The 15,690-nt window shown below is 67.6% G+C and carries 14 protein-coding genes; 6 read left to right on the forward strand and 8 right to left on the reverse strand.

Annotated elements, in window-relative coordinates:
- The first annotated feature begins 204 nt into the window (after positions 1 to 204).
- Positions 205 to 1,794 carry a trypsin-like peptidase domain-containing protein gene (locus tag U5A56_RS03485; RefSeq protein ID WP_321920933.1) on the forward strand — a complete coding sequence of 530 codons (1,590 nt, stop codon included), beginning with the start codon at positions 205 to 207 and terminating at the stop codon, positions 1,792 to 1,794.
- Positions 1,795 to 1,983: 189 nt separating this feature from the next.
- Here the strand turns inward: U5A56_RS03485 and U5A56_RS03490 are convergent, their stop codons facing one another.
- The gene (locus U5A56_RS03490) at positions 1,984 to 2,952 is read right to left on the reverse strand and encodes a GlxA family transcriptional regulator (protein WP_321920934.1); all 969 of its coding nucleotides are present in this window, start codon (positions 2,950 to 2,952) and stop codon (positions 1,984 to 1,986) included.
- Positions 2,953 to 3,443: 491 nt separating this feature from the next.
- On the opposite strand from U5A56_RS03490, the gene U5A56_RS03495 reads away from it, so the two are divergent.
- The 3 genes from U5A56_RS03495 (at position 3,444) to U5A56_RS03505 (ending at position 6,253) form a co-directional block, all read left to right on the forward strand.
- On the forward strand, positions 3,444 to 4,538 hold the full coding sequence (locus tag U5A56_RS03495; RefSeq protein WP_321920935.1) for a helix-turn-helix domain-containing protein: 1,095 nt from the start codon (positions 3,444 to 3,446) through the stop codon (positions 4,536 to 4,538).
- Between the two features lie 356 nt (positions 4,539 to 4,894).
- The gene (locus tag U5A56_RS03500; protein ID WP_321920936.1) at positions 4,895 to 5,497 is read left to right on the forward strand and encodes a J domain-containing protein; all 603 of its coding nucleotides are present in this window, start codon (positions 4,895 to 4,897) and stop codon (positions 5,495 to 5,497) included.
- 408 nt (positions 5,498 to 5,905) lie between these two features.
- Positions 5,906 to 6,253: a hypothetical protein gene (locus U5A56_RS03505; protein ID WP_321920937.1), complete on the forward strand. Its 348-nt coding sequence runs from the start codon at positions 5,906 to 5,908 to the stop codon at positions 6,251 to 6,253.
- Between the two features lie 197 nt (positions 6,254 to 6,450).
- On the opposite strand, the gene U5A56_RS03510 is transcribed toward U5A56_RS03505, so the two are convergent.
- A complete protein-coding gene (locus tag U5A56_RS03510) occupies positions 6,451 to 6,684 on the reverse strand; it encodes a hypothetical protein (protein WP_011549124.1) in 234 nt (77 codons plus the stop codon).
- A 324-nt stretch (positions 6,685 to 7,008) separates the two neighbouring features.
- On the opposite strand from U5A56_RS03510, the gene U5A56_RS03515 reads away from it, so the two are divergent.
- Positions 7,009 to 8,220: an MFS transporter gene (locus tag U5A56_RS03515; RefSeq protein ID WP_321920938.1), complete on the forward strand. Its 1,212-nt coding sequence runs from the start codon at positions 7,009 to 7,011 to the stop codon at positions 8,218 to 8,220.
- Between the two features lie 126 nt (positions 8,221 to 8,346).
- Here U5A56_RS03515 and U5A56_RS03520 read toward each other — a convergent pair whose 3' ends face one another.
- The 6 genes from U5A56_RS03520 to cobA form a co-directional block, all read right to left on the reverse strand.
- Positions 8,347 to 9,045, reverse strand: coding sequence for a fumarylacetoacetate hydrolase family protein (locus U5A56_RS03520; protein WP_124903870.1), 699 nt, complete (start codon positions 9,043 to 9,045; stop codon positions 8,347 to 8,349).
- 129 nt (positions 9,046 to 9,174) lie between these two features.
- Positions 9,175 to 10,116 carry a helix-turn-helix transcriptional regulator gene (locus U5A56_RS03525; RefSeq protein ID WP_044843331.1) on the reverse strand — a complete coding sequence of 314 codons (942 nt, stop codon included), beginning with the start codon at positions 10,114 to 10,116 and terminating at the stop codon, positions 9,175 to 9,177.
- Positions 10,117 to 10,318: 202 nt separating this feature from the next.
- A complete protein-coding gene (locus U5A56_RS03530; RefSeq protein WP_044843332.1) occupies positions 10,319 to 10,918 on the reverse strand; it encodes a uracil-DNA glycosylase family protein in 600 nt (199 codons plus the stop codon).
- A gap of 145 nt (positions 10,919 to 11,063) precedes the next feature.
- Positions 11,064 to 12,107, reverse strand: a complete 1,044-nt coding sequence (locus U5A56_RS03535) for a CmpA/NrtA family ABC transporter substrate-binding protein (protein ID WP_124522048.1) — start codon at positions 12,105 to 12,107, stop codon at positions 11,064 to 11,066.
- A 5-nt stretch (positions 12,108 to 12,112) separates the two neighbouring features.
- Positions 12,113 to 12,709 (reverse strand): ANTAR domain-containing response regulator, encoded by a 597-nt coding sequence (locus tag U5A56_RS03540; protein WP_044843334.1) that lies wholly within the window; start codon positions 12,707 to 12,709, stop codon positions 12,113 to 12,115.
- A 171-nt stretch (positions 12,710 to 12,880) separates the two neighbouring features.
- On the reverse strand, positions 12,881 to 13,642 hold the full coding sequence (gene cobA, locus U5A56_RS03545) for a uroporphyrinogen-III C-methyltransferase (RefSeq protein WP_321920939.1): 762 nt from the start codon (positions 13,640 to 13,642) through the stop codon (positions 12,881 to 12,883).
- Between the two features lie 703 nt (positions 13,643 to 14,345).
- Here cobA and U5A56_RS03550 point away from each other — a divergent pair.
- A complete protein-coding gene (locus tag U5A56_RS03550) occupies positions 14,346 to 15,671 on the forward strand; it encodes an MFS transporter (protein WP_321920940.1) in 1,326 nt (441 codons plus the stop codon).
- Positions 15,672 to 15,690 lie beyond the last annotated feature (19 nt).

Raw genomic sequence — 15,690 nt, forward strand, 5'->3', positions numbered from 1 at the left:
GAATGTTCCGATTGACGAACCGCGAACTTTGTCCGGAACGAACGCTGTCGCGGTTCCGCCGCTGCCCGACCACCCGGCATGCGGGTTTCGATTCGTATGTTCCGGAGGTGGCGTGGACTATAAATGGAGGGGTGTACCGGTGCTTGTCGGGCGTCCGCGCGTCTCGCGCGGGTCGGCGCTGCGACTGCCCGGGGGAGGTGCACCGTGGTTCGCCAGACGCTTGCTCGCGCCGTGCTTCGCACCGCGTTGATCGGGGGCGTATTCGCCCTGGTTTTGGCGTCGCCGCCGGCCGCTGCCGGGACCGTCGCGCCGCCCGCCACGCCACCGGTGATGAAGAACAGGCCCGCCGCGCGGTCTTACTCGATGCCGGTCGACTTCTCGGCAATCGTCGACCGCTACGGGCCGGCGATCGTGACCATCATGACCGCGGCGACCGACCAGCAGGCCGGCGGGCCGTCCTTCGTGTACCTCGATCCCGACGATCCGCTTGCCGCGTTCTTCCGCCGCGGCGCGCCGCTGCCGCCCCCGCAAGGCGCGCAGGCGCCTGCGCCTGACACGTCGCCGCGCGCGATCGCGGGCATCGGCTCGGGCTTCATCGTCGGCGCCGACGGCGTGATCCTGACTTCCGCGCATGTCGTCGCCGATGCGACCGACGTGACGGTGCGACTGGCCGATCGTCGAGAGTTGAAGGCGACGGTGGTGACCGTCGATCCGCAGAGCGACGTCGCCGTGCTGCACATCGACGCGACAAAGCTGCCGGTCGTGCATATCGGCGATTCGTCGCGGGTGCGTGCCGGCGAACCGGTGATGACGATCGGCGCGCCGGACGGCTCGGGCAACACGGTCACGGCCGGCATCGTCAGCGCGACGTCGCATGCGCTGCCGGACGGCAGCGCGTTTCCGTTCTTCCAGACCGATATCGCGGTGAACCCCGACAACTCGGGCGGCCCCGTGTTCAATCGCGCGGGCGACGTGATCGGCATCGCGGTGCAGGTCTATACGGACGCCGACCGCTATGCGAGCACGACGTTCGCGATTCCGATCGCGCTCGCCATCAAGGTGCGTGCGCAGGTGCAGGCGCAGATGCGGGCCAATGCGCAGGCGGCGCAGCGCACGTCATCCGGCAATGCGCTGGGCGTCGACGTGCAGGATGTCGGCGTCGGGCTGGCCGCGGCGTTCGGCCTGCCACGTCCGGCGGGCGCGCTCGTCAACGGCGTCGATGCCGGTTCGCCCGCCGCCGCGGCCGGCGTGAAGCCCGGTGACGTGATCGTGAAGTTCGGCGGCAAGCCGATCGGACGGTCGGCCGAGCTGAACGACCTGGCCGCCGCGTTGCCGCCCGGTGGAAAGGCGCCGCTGCGGCTGATCCGCAACCGCACGCCGATGATGCTGACGGTCACGGGAGCGGGAGCGGGGGCCGGCGACGCGATCGACAACGCGGCCGCGACGGGCAGCAGTGCGGGCAGCGCGGGCACGGTCGGCGCGGCCGGTGCCGCCGGCGTGGCGATGGCCGCCGCGCGGCCGGCAGACTCCGGCGATCGGCTCGGGCTGACGATGCATCCGCTGAGCGACGCCGAACGGCGTTCGACCGGGCTCGCGGTCGGGATGATGGTGGATGCGGTGCACGGGCCGGCCGCGAATGCGGGCATCCGGCCCGGCGACGTCGTGCTCGAACTCAACGACACGCTGCTCGAAACGCCGGACGACGTGCAGGCGCTCGAAGCGAAAGGCGGCGTGATCGCCGTGCTGATTCAGCGCGAGAACGCACGCAAGTTCGTGTCGGTGCGGGCGCGGTAGGGTGTCGATGGGGGCGCGGGGAAGAGCGGCGGCGCTCCGTCGATTCGTCATGTGGACGATGCAGCGCATCCGACGGCTTGACCGGAAACGGCGCCCCGGTTGCGACGCGCTTCATGGGCGCCCCTGATCGCGACGACGCGCAACGCGTGGCACCGGAATCGAGCGCACGTCGGCCGATGTACGTTGCACTCACGCCATGCCAGCGGTCGCATCGTTACGCATGCGATATTCAGTCGGCGTTGTCGACAGGTATTTCCGGAACAGCCTCGCCAGTTGGGCGCCACTGTTGATGCCGCAGCGACGCGCGACCTTGTCGACCGGCAAGCTCGATTCCACCAGCATCCTGCAGCTCATGTTCAAGCGCGCGCGTTGCAGGTAGTCGGATGGCGTCATGCCGATCTCGCTCTTGAACCTTCTCAGGAAGTTGCGCTCGCTCATGGCCGCGACTTGCGCCGCGGCATCGATCGAGACGGGCCGGTCGACGTTCGCCTCCAGCCAGCGCGCGGATGCCGTGATCTGCTCGCTCACACGTGGCGCGTTGCTCGCCGCAACGAACGCATCCGACGGTGCAGGCGCCGGCATCGCCAGAGACCCGGACACTTGCCGCGCGAGCTCGCCGCCCAAATCGTCTTCGACCACGCGCAACGCAATGCGAATGGCATCAGGCTCGCCGCCCGGCGATCTGGCGGCATGCATGTCGGGCGTGTCGTTGGCGGCACGAAATCCGCTCGGAAGACCGGCCGCATCCAGGAGAAGCTTTCCGTTTGCGATCGGATGAACGGTTTCGCATAGCGGATGCTGGCGGCGCAGCCAATCGAACAGCCGCTTGTCGCGACAGGCCGGATCAGCAGCCGCTCCACCGGCGACGAACATGATCTGCTTGCCTTCCACGCGCCGCCGCGAATCGATGCTTTCCGTCCAGACGAAGACCGATGAAGAGGCGGCAATTCTGCCGCCAGCAGCGGACACCAGCGATACGTCATAGCGCGCCTCGCCGGACGGACGAGCTGTCGTCAGCGCACTTGCTTTATGAAAAATCTCGATGATCGCCGCGACGTCGTGCAGTGCAAATCCGTTGGACAGCACAATGTCGACTCGCGTCGCCGCCCCTGCGGTGGGCATCCGCGAGCGCGACATGGTGGAGTGCTCCGATTCCATCGGTGATTCCCCAAGGATGTTGTTGACCGGCAGCGGCCCGCTTCGGGCTCTGCAACTCGAAGCCGTTGACGCATGCCTTACAGGCGGCCTTCGACAACTATCGCGTGGCCGGATTCGACAGCCTGTGGCCGCCTGAAAACAGGCAAGCACCCGCGGACATGCGGCCGCGAGAATTCTAGAAAGGGCGGTCGGGTCGGCTTGACACTCCGTCTCAAAAAAACGGAACTTCTATCGGATGCGCAGGGCCCGGTCGAATTGCCGGAAGCACGAGCGATCGGGCCCGCCTTCGCGCAGGTGGTGAAATCGCGATTCGCAAACGATTGCGTGATGCTGAAGAAGCGGGAGGGGACGCGCCGTGTGCTACGGCAAAGCACGTACTGGTATGCTTCCCATGCTGCACTAGCGCGTTCCGGGCGAGCGATTGGATCAATATGGCGTTCAGGAGTGCTGGGCAGATCAAAGCCGGACGAAAATCAGCGAAGAGCGCCGCATTGAACGACGACCCACTACACACTGCGATACCGCCAGGCCGCCTGTTGTTGCCGCCGGAGCGGCCGGTGCTCGCGCCCGGCATCGTGCACAGCAGTTTCAGCGTTCAAGGCGACGCCCGTCGAAGCTTGCTGGCCTGGCAAGAGCGCATGAGTCCCGTCTACGACATATTGCCTTCGTCGAAGCAAGCCGAGGATACGTTCGATGCATCGATGTCCCGTTACACGATCGAGAATCTGAGCATCTTCGACTTTCGCACGGGGCCGAACCTGGCCGTGCGATCGTTGGGTCGGGTTTCGACCGAGAGCGTGCGGGACGTCTCGTTCAGCATATATCTTGAAGGGTCGCCGGGGCAGTTCCTGGGCGGCAAACCACGGTCCGACGCGCCTTACGTGCCGCACGTGCCGCACGTGCCAAGTATCCTCGCCCTGGACATGGATCAGCCGTGCACGATCCGGAGTTTTCATAGCCGGATACTTCTCCTGTTTGTGCCACGCGCACTGGTGGAAAAGTCATTCCCCGATGCGGCCTCGCTGCATGGCCGCTGGATTCACGCCACCGATCCGCTGACGCGCATGCTGATCGAGCATCTGGTCGCGCTCAATAAAACCATCGTCGGACTGAGCAAGGACGAAGCGCATCGGTCCTTGCTCACGGCGGTAGAGTTGATCGTTGCGGCCTTCTGCCGCCAGGCGGGTCTTGCCGGCAATGCCCGCGCGGCGGTGCGCGCAGCTGTATACGGGCAAGTGCGGCGGCACGTCGAGGCAAATCTGCATGATCCGAATTTGTCGCCTGACAGCGTGTTGGCGTCGCTACATCTCTCACGCGCCAGCGTGTACCGCATATTCGAGCATGAAGGGGGCCTTGCCGCTTATATCCGCAACCGCAGGCTGCGAATGGCGGCCGATGAACTGGTGCGCTTTCCCCATGTGGAGGTGCAGGACGTTGCCTCGGGGTTGGGCTTCAATGATGCGTCAAGCTTTACACGTGCATTCCGTCGTGCCTTCGACATCTCGCCACGAGAATTGCACGAGTACGCACCGTTGTTCCAGCATGGCGATACAAAACGGGAGCGCTTCACGAAGAGGCAGGGTTGAACGGATTGGCTCGTCGACTGTGACGAACCTGGGTGGCAGCATGTGTTTCGATAGCCGCTCGAAAGCGGCCACTGACCTTGGCCATCGGGGTGAACGATTGCTGCATGACTCGGCGCTGCTTCGGTAGATTACGGCGCATGAAGCGCCGTTAGCCTGCATGCTCATTCGGACACTCGAGCGATCGCTCCAGTCGGCAAACGGCCGTTCCGACGAGAATGATTCGGATCTCGTCAGCTGCCAAAGCGCCCTTGACCTGTACTCAGGGTGTTCAGAACCTGGTGAATGCTCAACCCGACGGATGGGCGCCGCGGCGACATGCTACGATCAACGCGATCCGACTTCCATCCGGACGCACCATGACGACAATGTATGAATTGCTCGGTGTGTGCGAGAACGCCACCGACGAGGAAATCAAGCGCGGCTACCGAAAAGCAGCGATGAAAGCGCATCCCGACCGCAATGTCGGGTGCGAAGCGGACGCGCATGCGCGATTTCAGGAGATCAAGGAAGCATACGCGATTCTCTCGGACCCGAAGCTGCGCCGCGTCTATGACACCGTTTACGCAGAGGAAATGCTCCGTCACGCACGGCTTCGCGAAGAAGAGGAACGCCTGAAGGCAGAGCGCGAAGCGGAATATGCGCGGTTCGTGGCATTGGCGATGCGCTTCGCCGAGCAAGGGCACAATCGCGACGTCGTCTTCGGTGTTCTGCTCGGCCGTGATTGCGATGTTCAACTCGCCGAGCGCATTGCCGGCAGCGTGGTCGAGCTGCATGCGTCGCGCCAGCCGGGCGCATCGCGAGACGGGCAGCGTGATGAGCAGATGCCGCAAGGCGACGAGGGGGCGACACAGGAGGCATCGGAGCAGGCGCCAAAGAGCGACGCGCGAAGGAGTGACGAACACGCGCATACGGACTTTTTCAGCGCTCTGTGGCACGGCGTGTTCGGGCTGCGCCAGTGAGTGCTGGTGGGGGACCGGGCTTGCGAATGCGGAACTCGACCGCGATCGGTGGCATCTTCGGGGGAGGTTCTTCGAGCGACTGCTTCATGAATTGACGGCAAATTGGGCAGTATTCGGCTGCGGATTCAACCCGTCGATGCAACGAATTGATGAAATTGCTCGATCGGTGTATCGAAGTCTAGTGTCTTTCGCGGACGTTCATTGAGCCGCCTGGCTACAGCGTTGAGCTTTCGCAGACGCTTCGCGACTGCGTAGCCAACCAATCCGATTGATTGACAAGCGTTCATAACCGCCGCGAGTTTCGGTCAGTCGTTGGGCCATGGGTGCCCGGATCGTAGACGATCAATGCTTTGCCGATCAACGATGCATGATCAACTGACGCGGCGTCTGGATTGATTCGAACATGGGATGTCGGAGATGTATAGAAAATTGGTATGCGTGCTTGCCATAGGCCTGATTGTGACGCAGGGTTGTTTTGCCCTGACGGTTGACGAACTGATGCGCGGTCTGGATCAAGCACTTGGCGAAAAAGCATCTTCTACTACCCAACTCGCCGCCTACGTCACCGGCTACGTTCATGGAAGCGCAGAGTACGGGCGGACACTGGGGCTCGTCTGTGACGAATCTGGGCTGCGTTCAACGAACGACGAGCTGCGAGCGGTCCGAGTCTATGTGGGCGCTAATCCAGACCAATGGCGTGACGGTGCACAAATATTGATTAATCGTGCGCTCATGTCACCCCGGTGCCACCATTGATCGGTGCCTGCCGTACCTGACGGGCATCGGCCAGGAAGGGACATTCGGCGTCAGATCCGATGGTTGGGGGTGCGTCGTTCAGAAACGCAGCTGAAAACATTTCTTGACGTCTTGCCGCCGTCGCAGTCCGGCCACAATCGGACGTTCGACACAGCTTTTTAGATCGTCGACAATCGGTGCAGATAAGGGCGTGGTCTTTAGCGGTTACCGTCGATCAGATCGTTCAGCAGCGCATCGAACGCGGCCTGTGCGTCTTCAAGTTCCTGCAGGGCGGCATCAAAGGTTTGCAGCGCGAACGGCGAAGGCTCGCCGCTGCCTTGCGGCGGAAATTGCTTCTGCATCGAGGCGAACGTACTCTGCACGCGCAGCGTGGCGGCCACCATGCGCTCCATCGCCTGCGTTTCTTCGGCTCGGGCCTGTTCCGGATTCATTCCTCTCTCCTTGGATGGTTTTCTTGAAGACCAGATCGTACACGCTGTGTCCGTTCTTGCCGCCCTTGGCAGAACGACTCCGTTGAAGGTTCCAACGGCACGCTGCGGGAGAAGCAATTTAATCGGGCATGATTCCGCAGTCGCGCCGAGGCCAAGATACTCATCGAGCGTGGCTACAAAATCCCGCTGCAGGTCACAACGATTGGCCGCTTTGGATAAATCTGAAGGGCCGTTCAGGGTCGACAACCGACCTCCCCGGAAATCCACGAAGAACGTCTTTTGCATTGCGCACGTCCACGCGACGCGTGCGCGGAGGGCACCCGCTTGCAACCCAACCTGCCGATCGCTTCCGAACCGGCTGCACCGCGACACGCAACGCTGATCCTGCTGTGTGCGTTCTCGGTGCTGCCGTTGAGCCTGTTCCTGCCGTCGCTGCCTGCGATCGCGCGCGACCTGCGCGCCGACTATGCGCTCGTCGCGCTGTCGCTCGGCGGCTACGCGGCGGTTGCCGCGTCGCTCGAGTTCGTGATGGGGCCGCTGTCGGACCGGTTCGGGCGGAGGCCGATCATGCTGACGAGCCTCGGCATCTTCACGCTCGGGTCGCTCGGCTGCGCGATGGCGACCGATATCCGCGGGTTCCTTGCCTGCCGGCTGATGCAGGCGGCGATTACGTCGGTCTATCCGGTGTCGATGGCGACGCTGCGCGACACCGCCGGCGGCGCGCGTGCGGCGAGCCGGATCGGCTATGCGGCGACGGCGGCCGCGTTCGCGCCGATGATCGGCCCGACGCTCGGTGGCGTGCTCGATCAAACGGTCGGCTGGCGCGCGAGCTTCTGGCTGCTCGGTGCGGCGGGTATCGTGCTGCTCGGCTGGTGCGCGTTCGATCTCGCGGAGACCCATACGAAGCGCGCCACGACGCTTGCCCAGCAGCTTCGCGCGTATCCCGCGCTGCTGCGTGCGCGACGCTTCTGGGCCTATGCGCTTTGCATGGCGTTTTCGACCGGTGCGTTCTACGCGTTCCTGGCCGGCGCGCCACTCGCCGCGCAAACGGTGTTCCGCATTTCGCCCGCGGAAATCGGCTTCTACATGGGGACGATCACGGCCGGCTTCGTATGCGGCAGCTTTCTGGCCGCGCGTTACGCGCACCGCTATCCGCTCGCCACGACGATCCTGTACGGACGCATCGTCGCTTGCATGGGGCCGGCGATCGCACTCGTGCTGTGGTTCGGCGGTGCGACGCACGCGATCGCATGGTTCGGGCCGTGCGTGCTGATCGGCATCGGCAACGGGCTGTCGAATCCGGGCGCACATGCAGGCGCGATGTCGGTGCGGCCGGAACTGGCCGGCAGTGCATCGGGGCTGGCCGGCGCGATGACGATCGCGGGCGGGGCCGCGCTGTCGTCGTTGACGGGGGCGGTGCTGACTGTCGGCAACGCCGGTCGTGCGCCGCTGGTCGTGATGCTGCTGTCCACGACGATCGCGCTGGCTACCTCGGTGTGCGTACGAATCTTCGACGCCCGCGAACGGCGCGCGTGATCGACGCGACAGGATCGGCATGCCGATCCGGCGCGATGCGATCGCTGCCCGGATCGACAAGGAGCGATACGACCCGACCCGACAACCGTCGGACCGACTGCGCGTCGCATGCGCCCGCACGATGCCTTACGGCTTCGCCCCCATCACGAACTCGAACGTCGCGACGCCGTCGACGCCACCCGTCACGCGGTCGCCCGGCTGCAGCGCGCCGACGCCGGCCGGCGTGCCGGTGAAGATCAGGTCGCCGGCCTTCAGCTCGACCGAGCGCGACACGTACGCGATCACGTCCGGCACGGCCCAGATCATGTCGGCGAGATCGCCTTGCTGGCGCGTTTCGCCATTGACCGCGAGCCAGATCCGGCCGCTTGCCGGATGGCCGGTCGCGGTCGCCGCGCGCAGCGCGGTCACGGGGCCCGACGCGTCGAAGCCCTTCGCCCAGTCCCACGGCCGGCTCAGCTTCTTCGCTTCGGCCTGCAGGTCGCGGCGCGTGAGGTCGACGCCGACGCCGTAGCCCCACACGTGCGACAGCGCATCGGCCGGGTCGATCGACCGGCCGTCCTTGCCGATCGCGACGACCAGCTCGATTTCATGATGGAGGTCGCCAGTCAGCGGCGGATACGGGACGGTGCCGGCGGCCGGGACGATCGCGTCGGCCGGCTTCGTGAAGAAGAACGGCGGTTCACGGTCGGGATCGGCGCCCATTTCGCGTGCGTGGTCGGCGTAGTTGCGGCCGACGCAGAACACGCGGCGCACCGGAAAGCGCGCGGACGACTGTTCGACTTCGACGGAAGGACGCTCGGAAGCGTCGATGACGTATGCGGACATCGGATGACCTCGTTCGATGAATAGACGGATGCCGTTGCCCGCGCAATGCGCCGCGGGCCGGCATGCATGGAACGATACCCGACGCGTGCGCGCCGGGATGCGACGCAACTGCGCTTTAACCGGACAAATCTATGCGTCGCCGGCCGTCGGCGCTGCGTCGGCGTCCGGCAGCGCGGCATTGGCATCCCGGTACGCCTTCGGCGACACGCCGACCCGCGCACGGAAGCGCCGCGCGAAATACCCTTCGTCGCGGAAGCCGACCGAGCGCGCGATGTCGGCGATGCGCCGGCTCGTATGCGCGAGCAGCGACTGCGCGAGCGCGATCCGGCGCTCGGTCACGAGATCGGTGAAGGTGCTGCCGGTTTCCTTGCGCACCAGGTGCGCGAGGTAGTTCGGCGACAGGAACGCGGCCTCGGCGGTGGCCGCGAGCGTCAGGTCCTCGCGGGTCAGGTTCGCGCGCACGTGGCGCAGCACGCGCGCGAGGGCGTCGCGCCGGCCCGCGCGCTGGGCGCCACGCTGCGCGAGCTTGTCGAGCGCGCCCGCGTACTGCGTGCAGACGAGGCCGATCAGCTGCAGCAGGTAGCCGCGCAGCAACGTGGTCGAGCCGAAGGTGCGCACGCGGTCGGCATCGAGCATGCACAGCGCGAGGCGGCGCGCCTCGTCGAACGCGTCGCCGGTCAGGATGAAGTCGAGATGTTCCTGGAAGCGGAACGGCGTCAGCTCCGGAAAGCGCTGCGCGGGGACATCCTCGAGATCGAGCGGATCGACGTCGAGATCGGCGCGCAGGAACGCCTGGCTGAAGTTGATGACGATGAAGTGCGCGCCTTCCGGATGCGGAATCAGGTGCTCGCGGTGCGGCAGCACGAACGCGAGCGCGCCGCGCGGAAACGGCCGCGTGACGCCGCCGATCCGCTGCTCGGTGTCGCCGCCGAGGTTGAACTGGATCTGGAAATACGCGTGCCGGTGCGGCTCGGTGATCGCCTGGCGCGACGCCTGGTCGCGGATGTAGAAATCGAGCCGGTCGCTGCGTTCGGGCATCCCGTACAGGCGCGGCGGGGCGGTGGAGGGCATGAAGGATTCTGCTGTTCGTGACGCGGTTGAGCCGCGATGGTACAGCGAACCGGGCGCGGCCGGAATCCGCGGGCCGATCGGCGCAAGCCGGACGGGCGGGGACACGCTCCATCCGGCCCGGTGACACCGCAATCAGGCGGCCGAACAAAGTCGATGTCGTTCCGGTTCGTCGCGACAGGGAGCGGGGCGCGGTCAGGCTCCGTCAGCCGGCGATCAGCGGCGCGACGCGTCGGCGCAGTTCCGGCACGACCTCGGCATCGAACCACGGATGGTGCTTGAACCACGCCTGGTTGCGCGGCGACGGATGCGGCAGCGGCAGCACGTCGGGGCCGTAGTCGCGCCACGCCTGCACGGTGTCGGTCAGCGTCGCCTTGCGCGTGTCGCGCAGGAAATGCCGCTGCGCGTACTGGCCGATCAGCAGCGTCAGCCGGATCGACGGCAATTCGGCGAGCAGCCGGTCGATCCACAGTGGCGCACATTCAGGACGCGGCGGGTTGTCGCCGCTCGCGCCGCGGCCGGGGTAGCAGAAACCCATCGGCACGATCGCGAAGCGGGTCTCGTCGTAGAACGTGTCGGCGTCGACACCGAGCCAGTCGCGCAGCCGCTTGCCGCTGGCATCGTCCCACGGGATGCCGCTCGCATGGACGCGGGCGCCGGGCGCCTGCCCGACGATCAGGATGCGGGCGTCGCGATGGGCGCGCACGACGGGGCGCGGGCCGAGCGGTAGGTCGGCTTCGCAGGCGCGGCACGCGCGGATTTCGGTGAGCAGCACGTCGAGCGGCGTGCGCGTTCGTTTCGGCATCGATTCTGAACGGGGACGGACTGGCGGCGCGGATGCAAACGCGTCCATGCGGCGCGGCGAGCCGGAGCGGATCGGCGCATCGCGTCAGGCATTCCGCGGGGCGCGGCATGGTGCTGCGCGAGGGCCCCAGCATCCCGTGCCGGGATCACCTGTCCGCCGCACCGCCTTCGGCGACCGCAGCATCATACAACGCCGTTTGCGCGATCGCCGCGGCGATGGCCGCGTCGTCGTGCGTGCCGTCGAGCATGCCCCAGCGGCGGTACTGCAACAGGAACCACCGGCCTTCCTGCGGATCCGGCCGGTTCACGGCGCCGCCGTCGTGGAAGCGGATCGGCAGCGGCGGCTGGGCGAACGGCCCGGGGCCGTAGTCGCCGAGCAGGCGCGGTGCGATCAGCCGGGCCGGCACGCCGAGCGCATCGGGCGACGCGAGCCAGCCGGCCGCGTCGCGACGGTGCGCGGCGCTGTCGAGCCACGCGCACGCATCGACGAGCGTGCGGATCAGCGCGCGCGCGGTGGCCGGATACAGCGCGACGAAATCGCGCCGGGCCGCGAGCACCTTCTCCGGATGATCGGGCCAGATCTCGCTGGTGACGGCGACGGTCCGGCCCGCGCCGCACGCTTCGGCCACCGCGTGCCACGGCTCGCCCGCGCAGAAGCCGTCGAGTTCGCCGCTCGCGAGCGCCGCGACCATCTCGGGCGGCGGAATCACGACGCTGCGCACGTCGCGCAGCGGATCGATGCCGTGCGACGCGAGCCAGTGGTTCAGCCACATCGCATGCGTGCCGGTCGGGAAGGTCTGCGCGAGCAGCGGCTTGCGTCCGAGCGTCGCGAGCGCCGCGCGGACGTCGCCGCTGGCGCGGTAGGCGTCGGCGAGGCCGCGGGCGAACGTGATCGCCTGGCCGTTGCGGTTCAGCACCATCAGCGCGGCCATGTCGGCCTGCGGGCCGCCGATGCCGAGCTGCAGCCCGCACACGAGTCCGTACAGCGCGTGCGCGGCGTCGAGTTCGCCGCTCAGCAGCTTGTCGCGCACGGCGGCCCAGGACGGCTGGCGGCTCAGTTCCAGCGTCAGGCCGTGGCGCGCGCCGAGATTCAGCTGCTGCGCGACGATCAGCGGGGCCGCGTCGCTCAGCGCGACGAACCCGAGACGAAGATGCGCGCGTTCCGGCGCGGCGGGAGGCGAAGGGTTCATGGCATTCATGACGGTTGGGTCGCATCGAGCAGTTGCCGCGCGACGTCGACGATGCGCAGGCCCTGGTCCATCGCGCGCTTGCGCAGCAACGCATACGCATCGTGCTCGGACAGCCTGCGCTGATCCATCAGCAGGCGCTTCGCGCGATCGATCAGCTTGCGTTCGGCGAGCTCGCGCTCGACGTCGGCGAGCCGGCGGCGCAGCGCATCGTCGTGCGAGAAGCGCGCGAGCGCGACTTCGAGGATCGGCGCGAGGCGCTCGGCCGACAGCCCTTCGACGAGATACGCGCTGACGCCGGCGCCGACCGCCGCGTGAATCAGCGCCTGGTCGGCATCGTGGCTGAACATCAGCACGGGGCGCGGCGCGGTCGCGTGCATCACGGCCAGTTGCTCGAGCGTGTCGCGCGACGGCGAATCGGTATCGATGATCACGACGTCGGGGCGCTGCTCCTCGACGGCCGCGGGCAGGCGCGCGGGCGTCGCGACGTCGTTGAGCATCTCGTAGCCGAGGCGCGCGAGCGCGTCGCCGAGTTCGCCGATCGGCTTGTCGGTGTCGGTGACGAGCAGCACGCGCAGGCGTGCGGGCGGGGCGGACGAACTCATGACGCGAACGGGGACGGACCGGCTTCGGTACAAGGGTTGAGCGGGGGTTGCGGGGTGCGGGCGGAAGTCGATGTACCCGGAACCTCGCGCATGCATCCCCGGCAGCCGGCGCGAACGCGGCCGCGGTGAGCGGAACGGGCGTGCGGACGGTGCCGCGTGACGTGACCCATGCTACGCCGCCCGCGACAGGAGCGCCTCGCCGGCGACATCGGTGCGCTGCACGGCGGCTTCGCCGATCGCCGCGCCGACCAGCATCACGGCCGGGCTGCCGAGCCCGGCTGCCGCGACGCCGCGCGCGAGGCCGCCGAGCGTGCCGGTCCAGCGGCGCTCGTGCGGCGTGCCGGCCCACTGCACGGCGGCGGCCGGCGTCGACGCGGGCAAGGCGGCGAGCAGGCCCGCCGCGATGCTGGCCACGCGGCTCATGCCCATGTAGATCGCGAGCGTGGTGCCGGTCGCCGCGAGCGCCACCCAGTCGGGTTCGCCGTGGTCCTGGCGATGTGCGGTGACGAACGTGACGCCCTGGCAGTGCTCGCGGTGCGTGAGCGAGATGCCGAGGCTCGCGGCGGCCGCGAAGCCCGACGAGATGCCGTTGACGATGTCGACGGGAATCGCGGCGGCGCGCAGCGTCGCGAGTTCCTCGCCGGCGCGGCCGAACAGCAGCGCGTCGCCGCCCTTGACGCGCACGACGTGCGCGCCGCGCAGCGCGTAGCGGCGCATCAGTTTCTCGATGAACGCCTGTGGCGTGGAGCGGCAGCCGCCGCGCTTGCCGACGCGGATCACGCGCGCGTGCGGCGCGAGTTCGACGATGCCGGGCGCGACGAGATCGTCGAGCAGCAGCACGTCGGCGGCCGCCAGCGCCTTCACGGCCTTCAGGGTGAGGAGATCGGGATCGCCGGGCCCGGCGCCCAGCAGCGTGACTTTTCCAGTCGTCATGTCGTGTTCCAGTGCCGCGTGCGTGCGGCGATCGATAACGCATTGTTGCTTGCGGCGGCGGCGGGCGGTCGACGCGATCGCGACATCCGGCCGTGCCGGGCACGGGGGGACGTCGTTGTCCTGATCTGTTGCGCCCGCCTGCGACGGCGGGCCCGACTTGCGGGGACTGCCCACCGGCGCCGTTGCCGGTGTGGTCCGGATTCAGCAATATCCGGGCCAACCTGATCGAACCGGGCGGCGAGCGCGGCTACAGACGTGGCGACAAGTGCGGCAATAAGCGCGGCGATACACACGGCGCGACCGCCACGACGGACGCCGGCCCGCATGCGACCGCGGGGCCGCGGCGCACGCGATGCCGCATCGGCGTGCATCGCGGCCCCGTCCACGCGCACCGCGATGTCGCACGGCGACAGTGCTGCAGCGCACCGTATCTGTGCCTCGCTGCATCCCGACGCATCATGCGCGGCGTCGTGCAGCGACGCGTGCAACGGCCGGCGAGCCTTGTGCGGCGGGGCTGCAACTGCGATTCGGACGGATATGGCACGGCGTTTGCGTAAGCTGGCACGGGCGGATCAACGACGATTCGTCCGCAGTACCGATTACCGACGCGCCCGGCAACGGGCTTCATGGGCAACGGCGTCCTACACATCGGGTCTCGACGAGACCGGGTGTGCAGGACGCCGTTTTTCGTTTGGCGGATGACATGACCGACAAAGCTACCCGTATCGATCTCTTCAGCTTCCGCACCGCGCCGATGCGCGCGTTCCACATGACGTGGATGGCGTTCTTCGTTTGCTTCTTCGCGTGGTTCGCATGCGCGCCGCTGATGCCGCTGATTGCGCGCGAGTTCCACCTCACCGCGGCACAGGTCGCGAACATCAACATCGCCGCGGTGGCCGCGACGATCGCCGTGCGGCTGCTGGTCGGCCCGATGTGCGACCGCTTCGGCCCGCGCCGCATCTATGTCGGGCTGCTCGCGCTCGGCGCGATTCCGGTGTTCGCGGTGTCGTTCTCGCACGACTATGTGACGTTCCTGATCTGCCGGCTCGGCATCGGCGCGATCGGCGCGGGCTTCGTGATCACGCAGTACCACACGTCGGTGATGTTCGCGCCGAACGTGGTCGGCACCGCGAACGCGACCACCGCCGGCTGGGGCAACGCGGGCGCGGGCGCGACGCAGGCGATGATGCCGCTGCTGGTCGCGGCCGGCCTGATGCTCGGCTTCGGCGATGACGCGTCGTGGCGCATCGCGCTCGTCGTGCCGGGCGTCGCGATGCTCGCGATGGCCTGGGCGTACTGGCGCTTCACGCAGGACTGCCCGCAAGGCGACTTCGTCGCGCTGCGCAAGCAGGGCGTGACGGTCGACAGCGGCAAGAAGGGCGGCTGGGCGAGCTTCTTCGCCGCGTGCGGCAACTATCGCGTGTGGATGCTGTTCGTCACGTACGGCGCGTGCTTCGGCGTCGAGGTGTTCATCCACAACATCGCCGCGCTGTACTACGTCGATCACTTCAAGCTGTCGCTGAAGGACGCGGGCCTCGCGGCCGGGACGTTCGGGCTGCTCGCGCTGTTCGCCCGCGCGCTCGGCGGCTGGCTGTCGGACAAGATCGCCGCGCGCCGCAGCCTCGACGTGCGCGCGACGCTGCTGTGCGCGCTGATCGTCGGCGAAGGGCTCGGGCTGGTCTGGTTCTCGCATGCGCAGGGCATCGGCATGGCGCTCGTCGCGATGCTGACCTTCGGCCTCTTCACGCACATGGCCTGCGGCGCGACCTATGCGCTGGTGCCGTTCATCGACCGCAAGGCGCTCGGCGGCGTCGCCGGGATCGTCGGCGCGGGCGGCAACGTCGGCGCGGTGGCCGCGGCGTTCCTGCTGAAGGGCGTCGGCGACGTGCAGCACACGCTGAGCCTGCTCGGGCTCGCCGTCACCGCGACCGCGCTGTGCGCGATGGCCGTGCGCTTCAGCGAGGAACACAAGGCACGCGAGGCCGAGCTGCGCGACCGCGCGCTCGCCGCCGCCGGCGCCGCGAACTGATCGACCGAAGGAAACGTCA

Origin of the sequence: Burkholderia sp. BCC1998 (genome assembly GCF_905339875.1) — a bacterium.
Taxonomy (GTDB): Bacteria; Pseudomonadota; Gammaproteobacteria; order Burkholderiales; family Burkholderiaceae; genus Burkholderia.

Coding starts and splice junctions, on each gene's coding strand:
- U5A56_RS03505 (WP_321920937.1), top strand. CDS start 5,906: ATGTCGGAGATGTATAGAAAATTGGTATGCGTGCTTGCCATAGGCCTG.
- U5A56_RS03510 (WP_011549124.1), bottom strand. CDS start 6,684: ATGAATCCGGAACAGGCCCGAGCCGAAGAAACGCAGGCGATGGAGCGC.
- U5A56_RS03525 (WP_044843331.1), bottom strand. CDS start 10,116: ATGCCCTCCACCGCCCCGCCGCGCCTGTACGGGATGCCCGAACGCAGC.
- U5A56_RS03500 (WP_321920936.1), top strand. CDS start 4,895: ATGACGACAATGTATGAATTGCTCGGTGTGTGCGAGAACGCCACCGAC.
- cobA (WP_321920939.1), bottom strand. CDS start 13,642: ATGACGACTGGAAAAGTCACGCTGCTGGGCGCCGGGCCCGGCGATCCC.
- U5A56_RS03520 (WP_124903870.1), bottom strand. CDS start 9,045: ATGTCCGCATACGTCATCGACGCTTCCGAGCGTCCTTCCGTCGAAGTC.
- U5A56_RS03540 (WP_044843334.1), bottom strand. CDS start 12,709: ATGAGTTCGTCCGCCCCGCCCGCACGCCTGCGCGTGCTGCTCGTCACC.
- U5A56_RS03535 (WP_124522048.1), bottom strand. CDS start 12,107: ATGAACCCTTCGCCTCCCGCCGCGCCGGAACGCGCGCATCTTCGTCTC.
- U5A56_RS03550 (WP_321920940.1), top strand. CDS start 14,346: ATGACCGACAAAGCTACCCGTATCGATCTCTTCAGCTTCCGCACCGCG.
- U5A56_RS03490 (WP_321920934.1), bottom strand. CDS start 2,952: ATGGAATCGGAGCACTCCACCATGTCGCGCTCGCGGATGCCCACCGCA.
- U5A56_RS03530 (WP_044843332.1), bottom strand. CDS start 10,918: ATGCCGAAACGAACGCGCACGCCGCTCGACGTGCTGCTCACCGAAATC.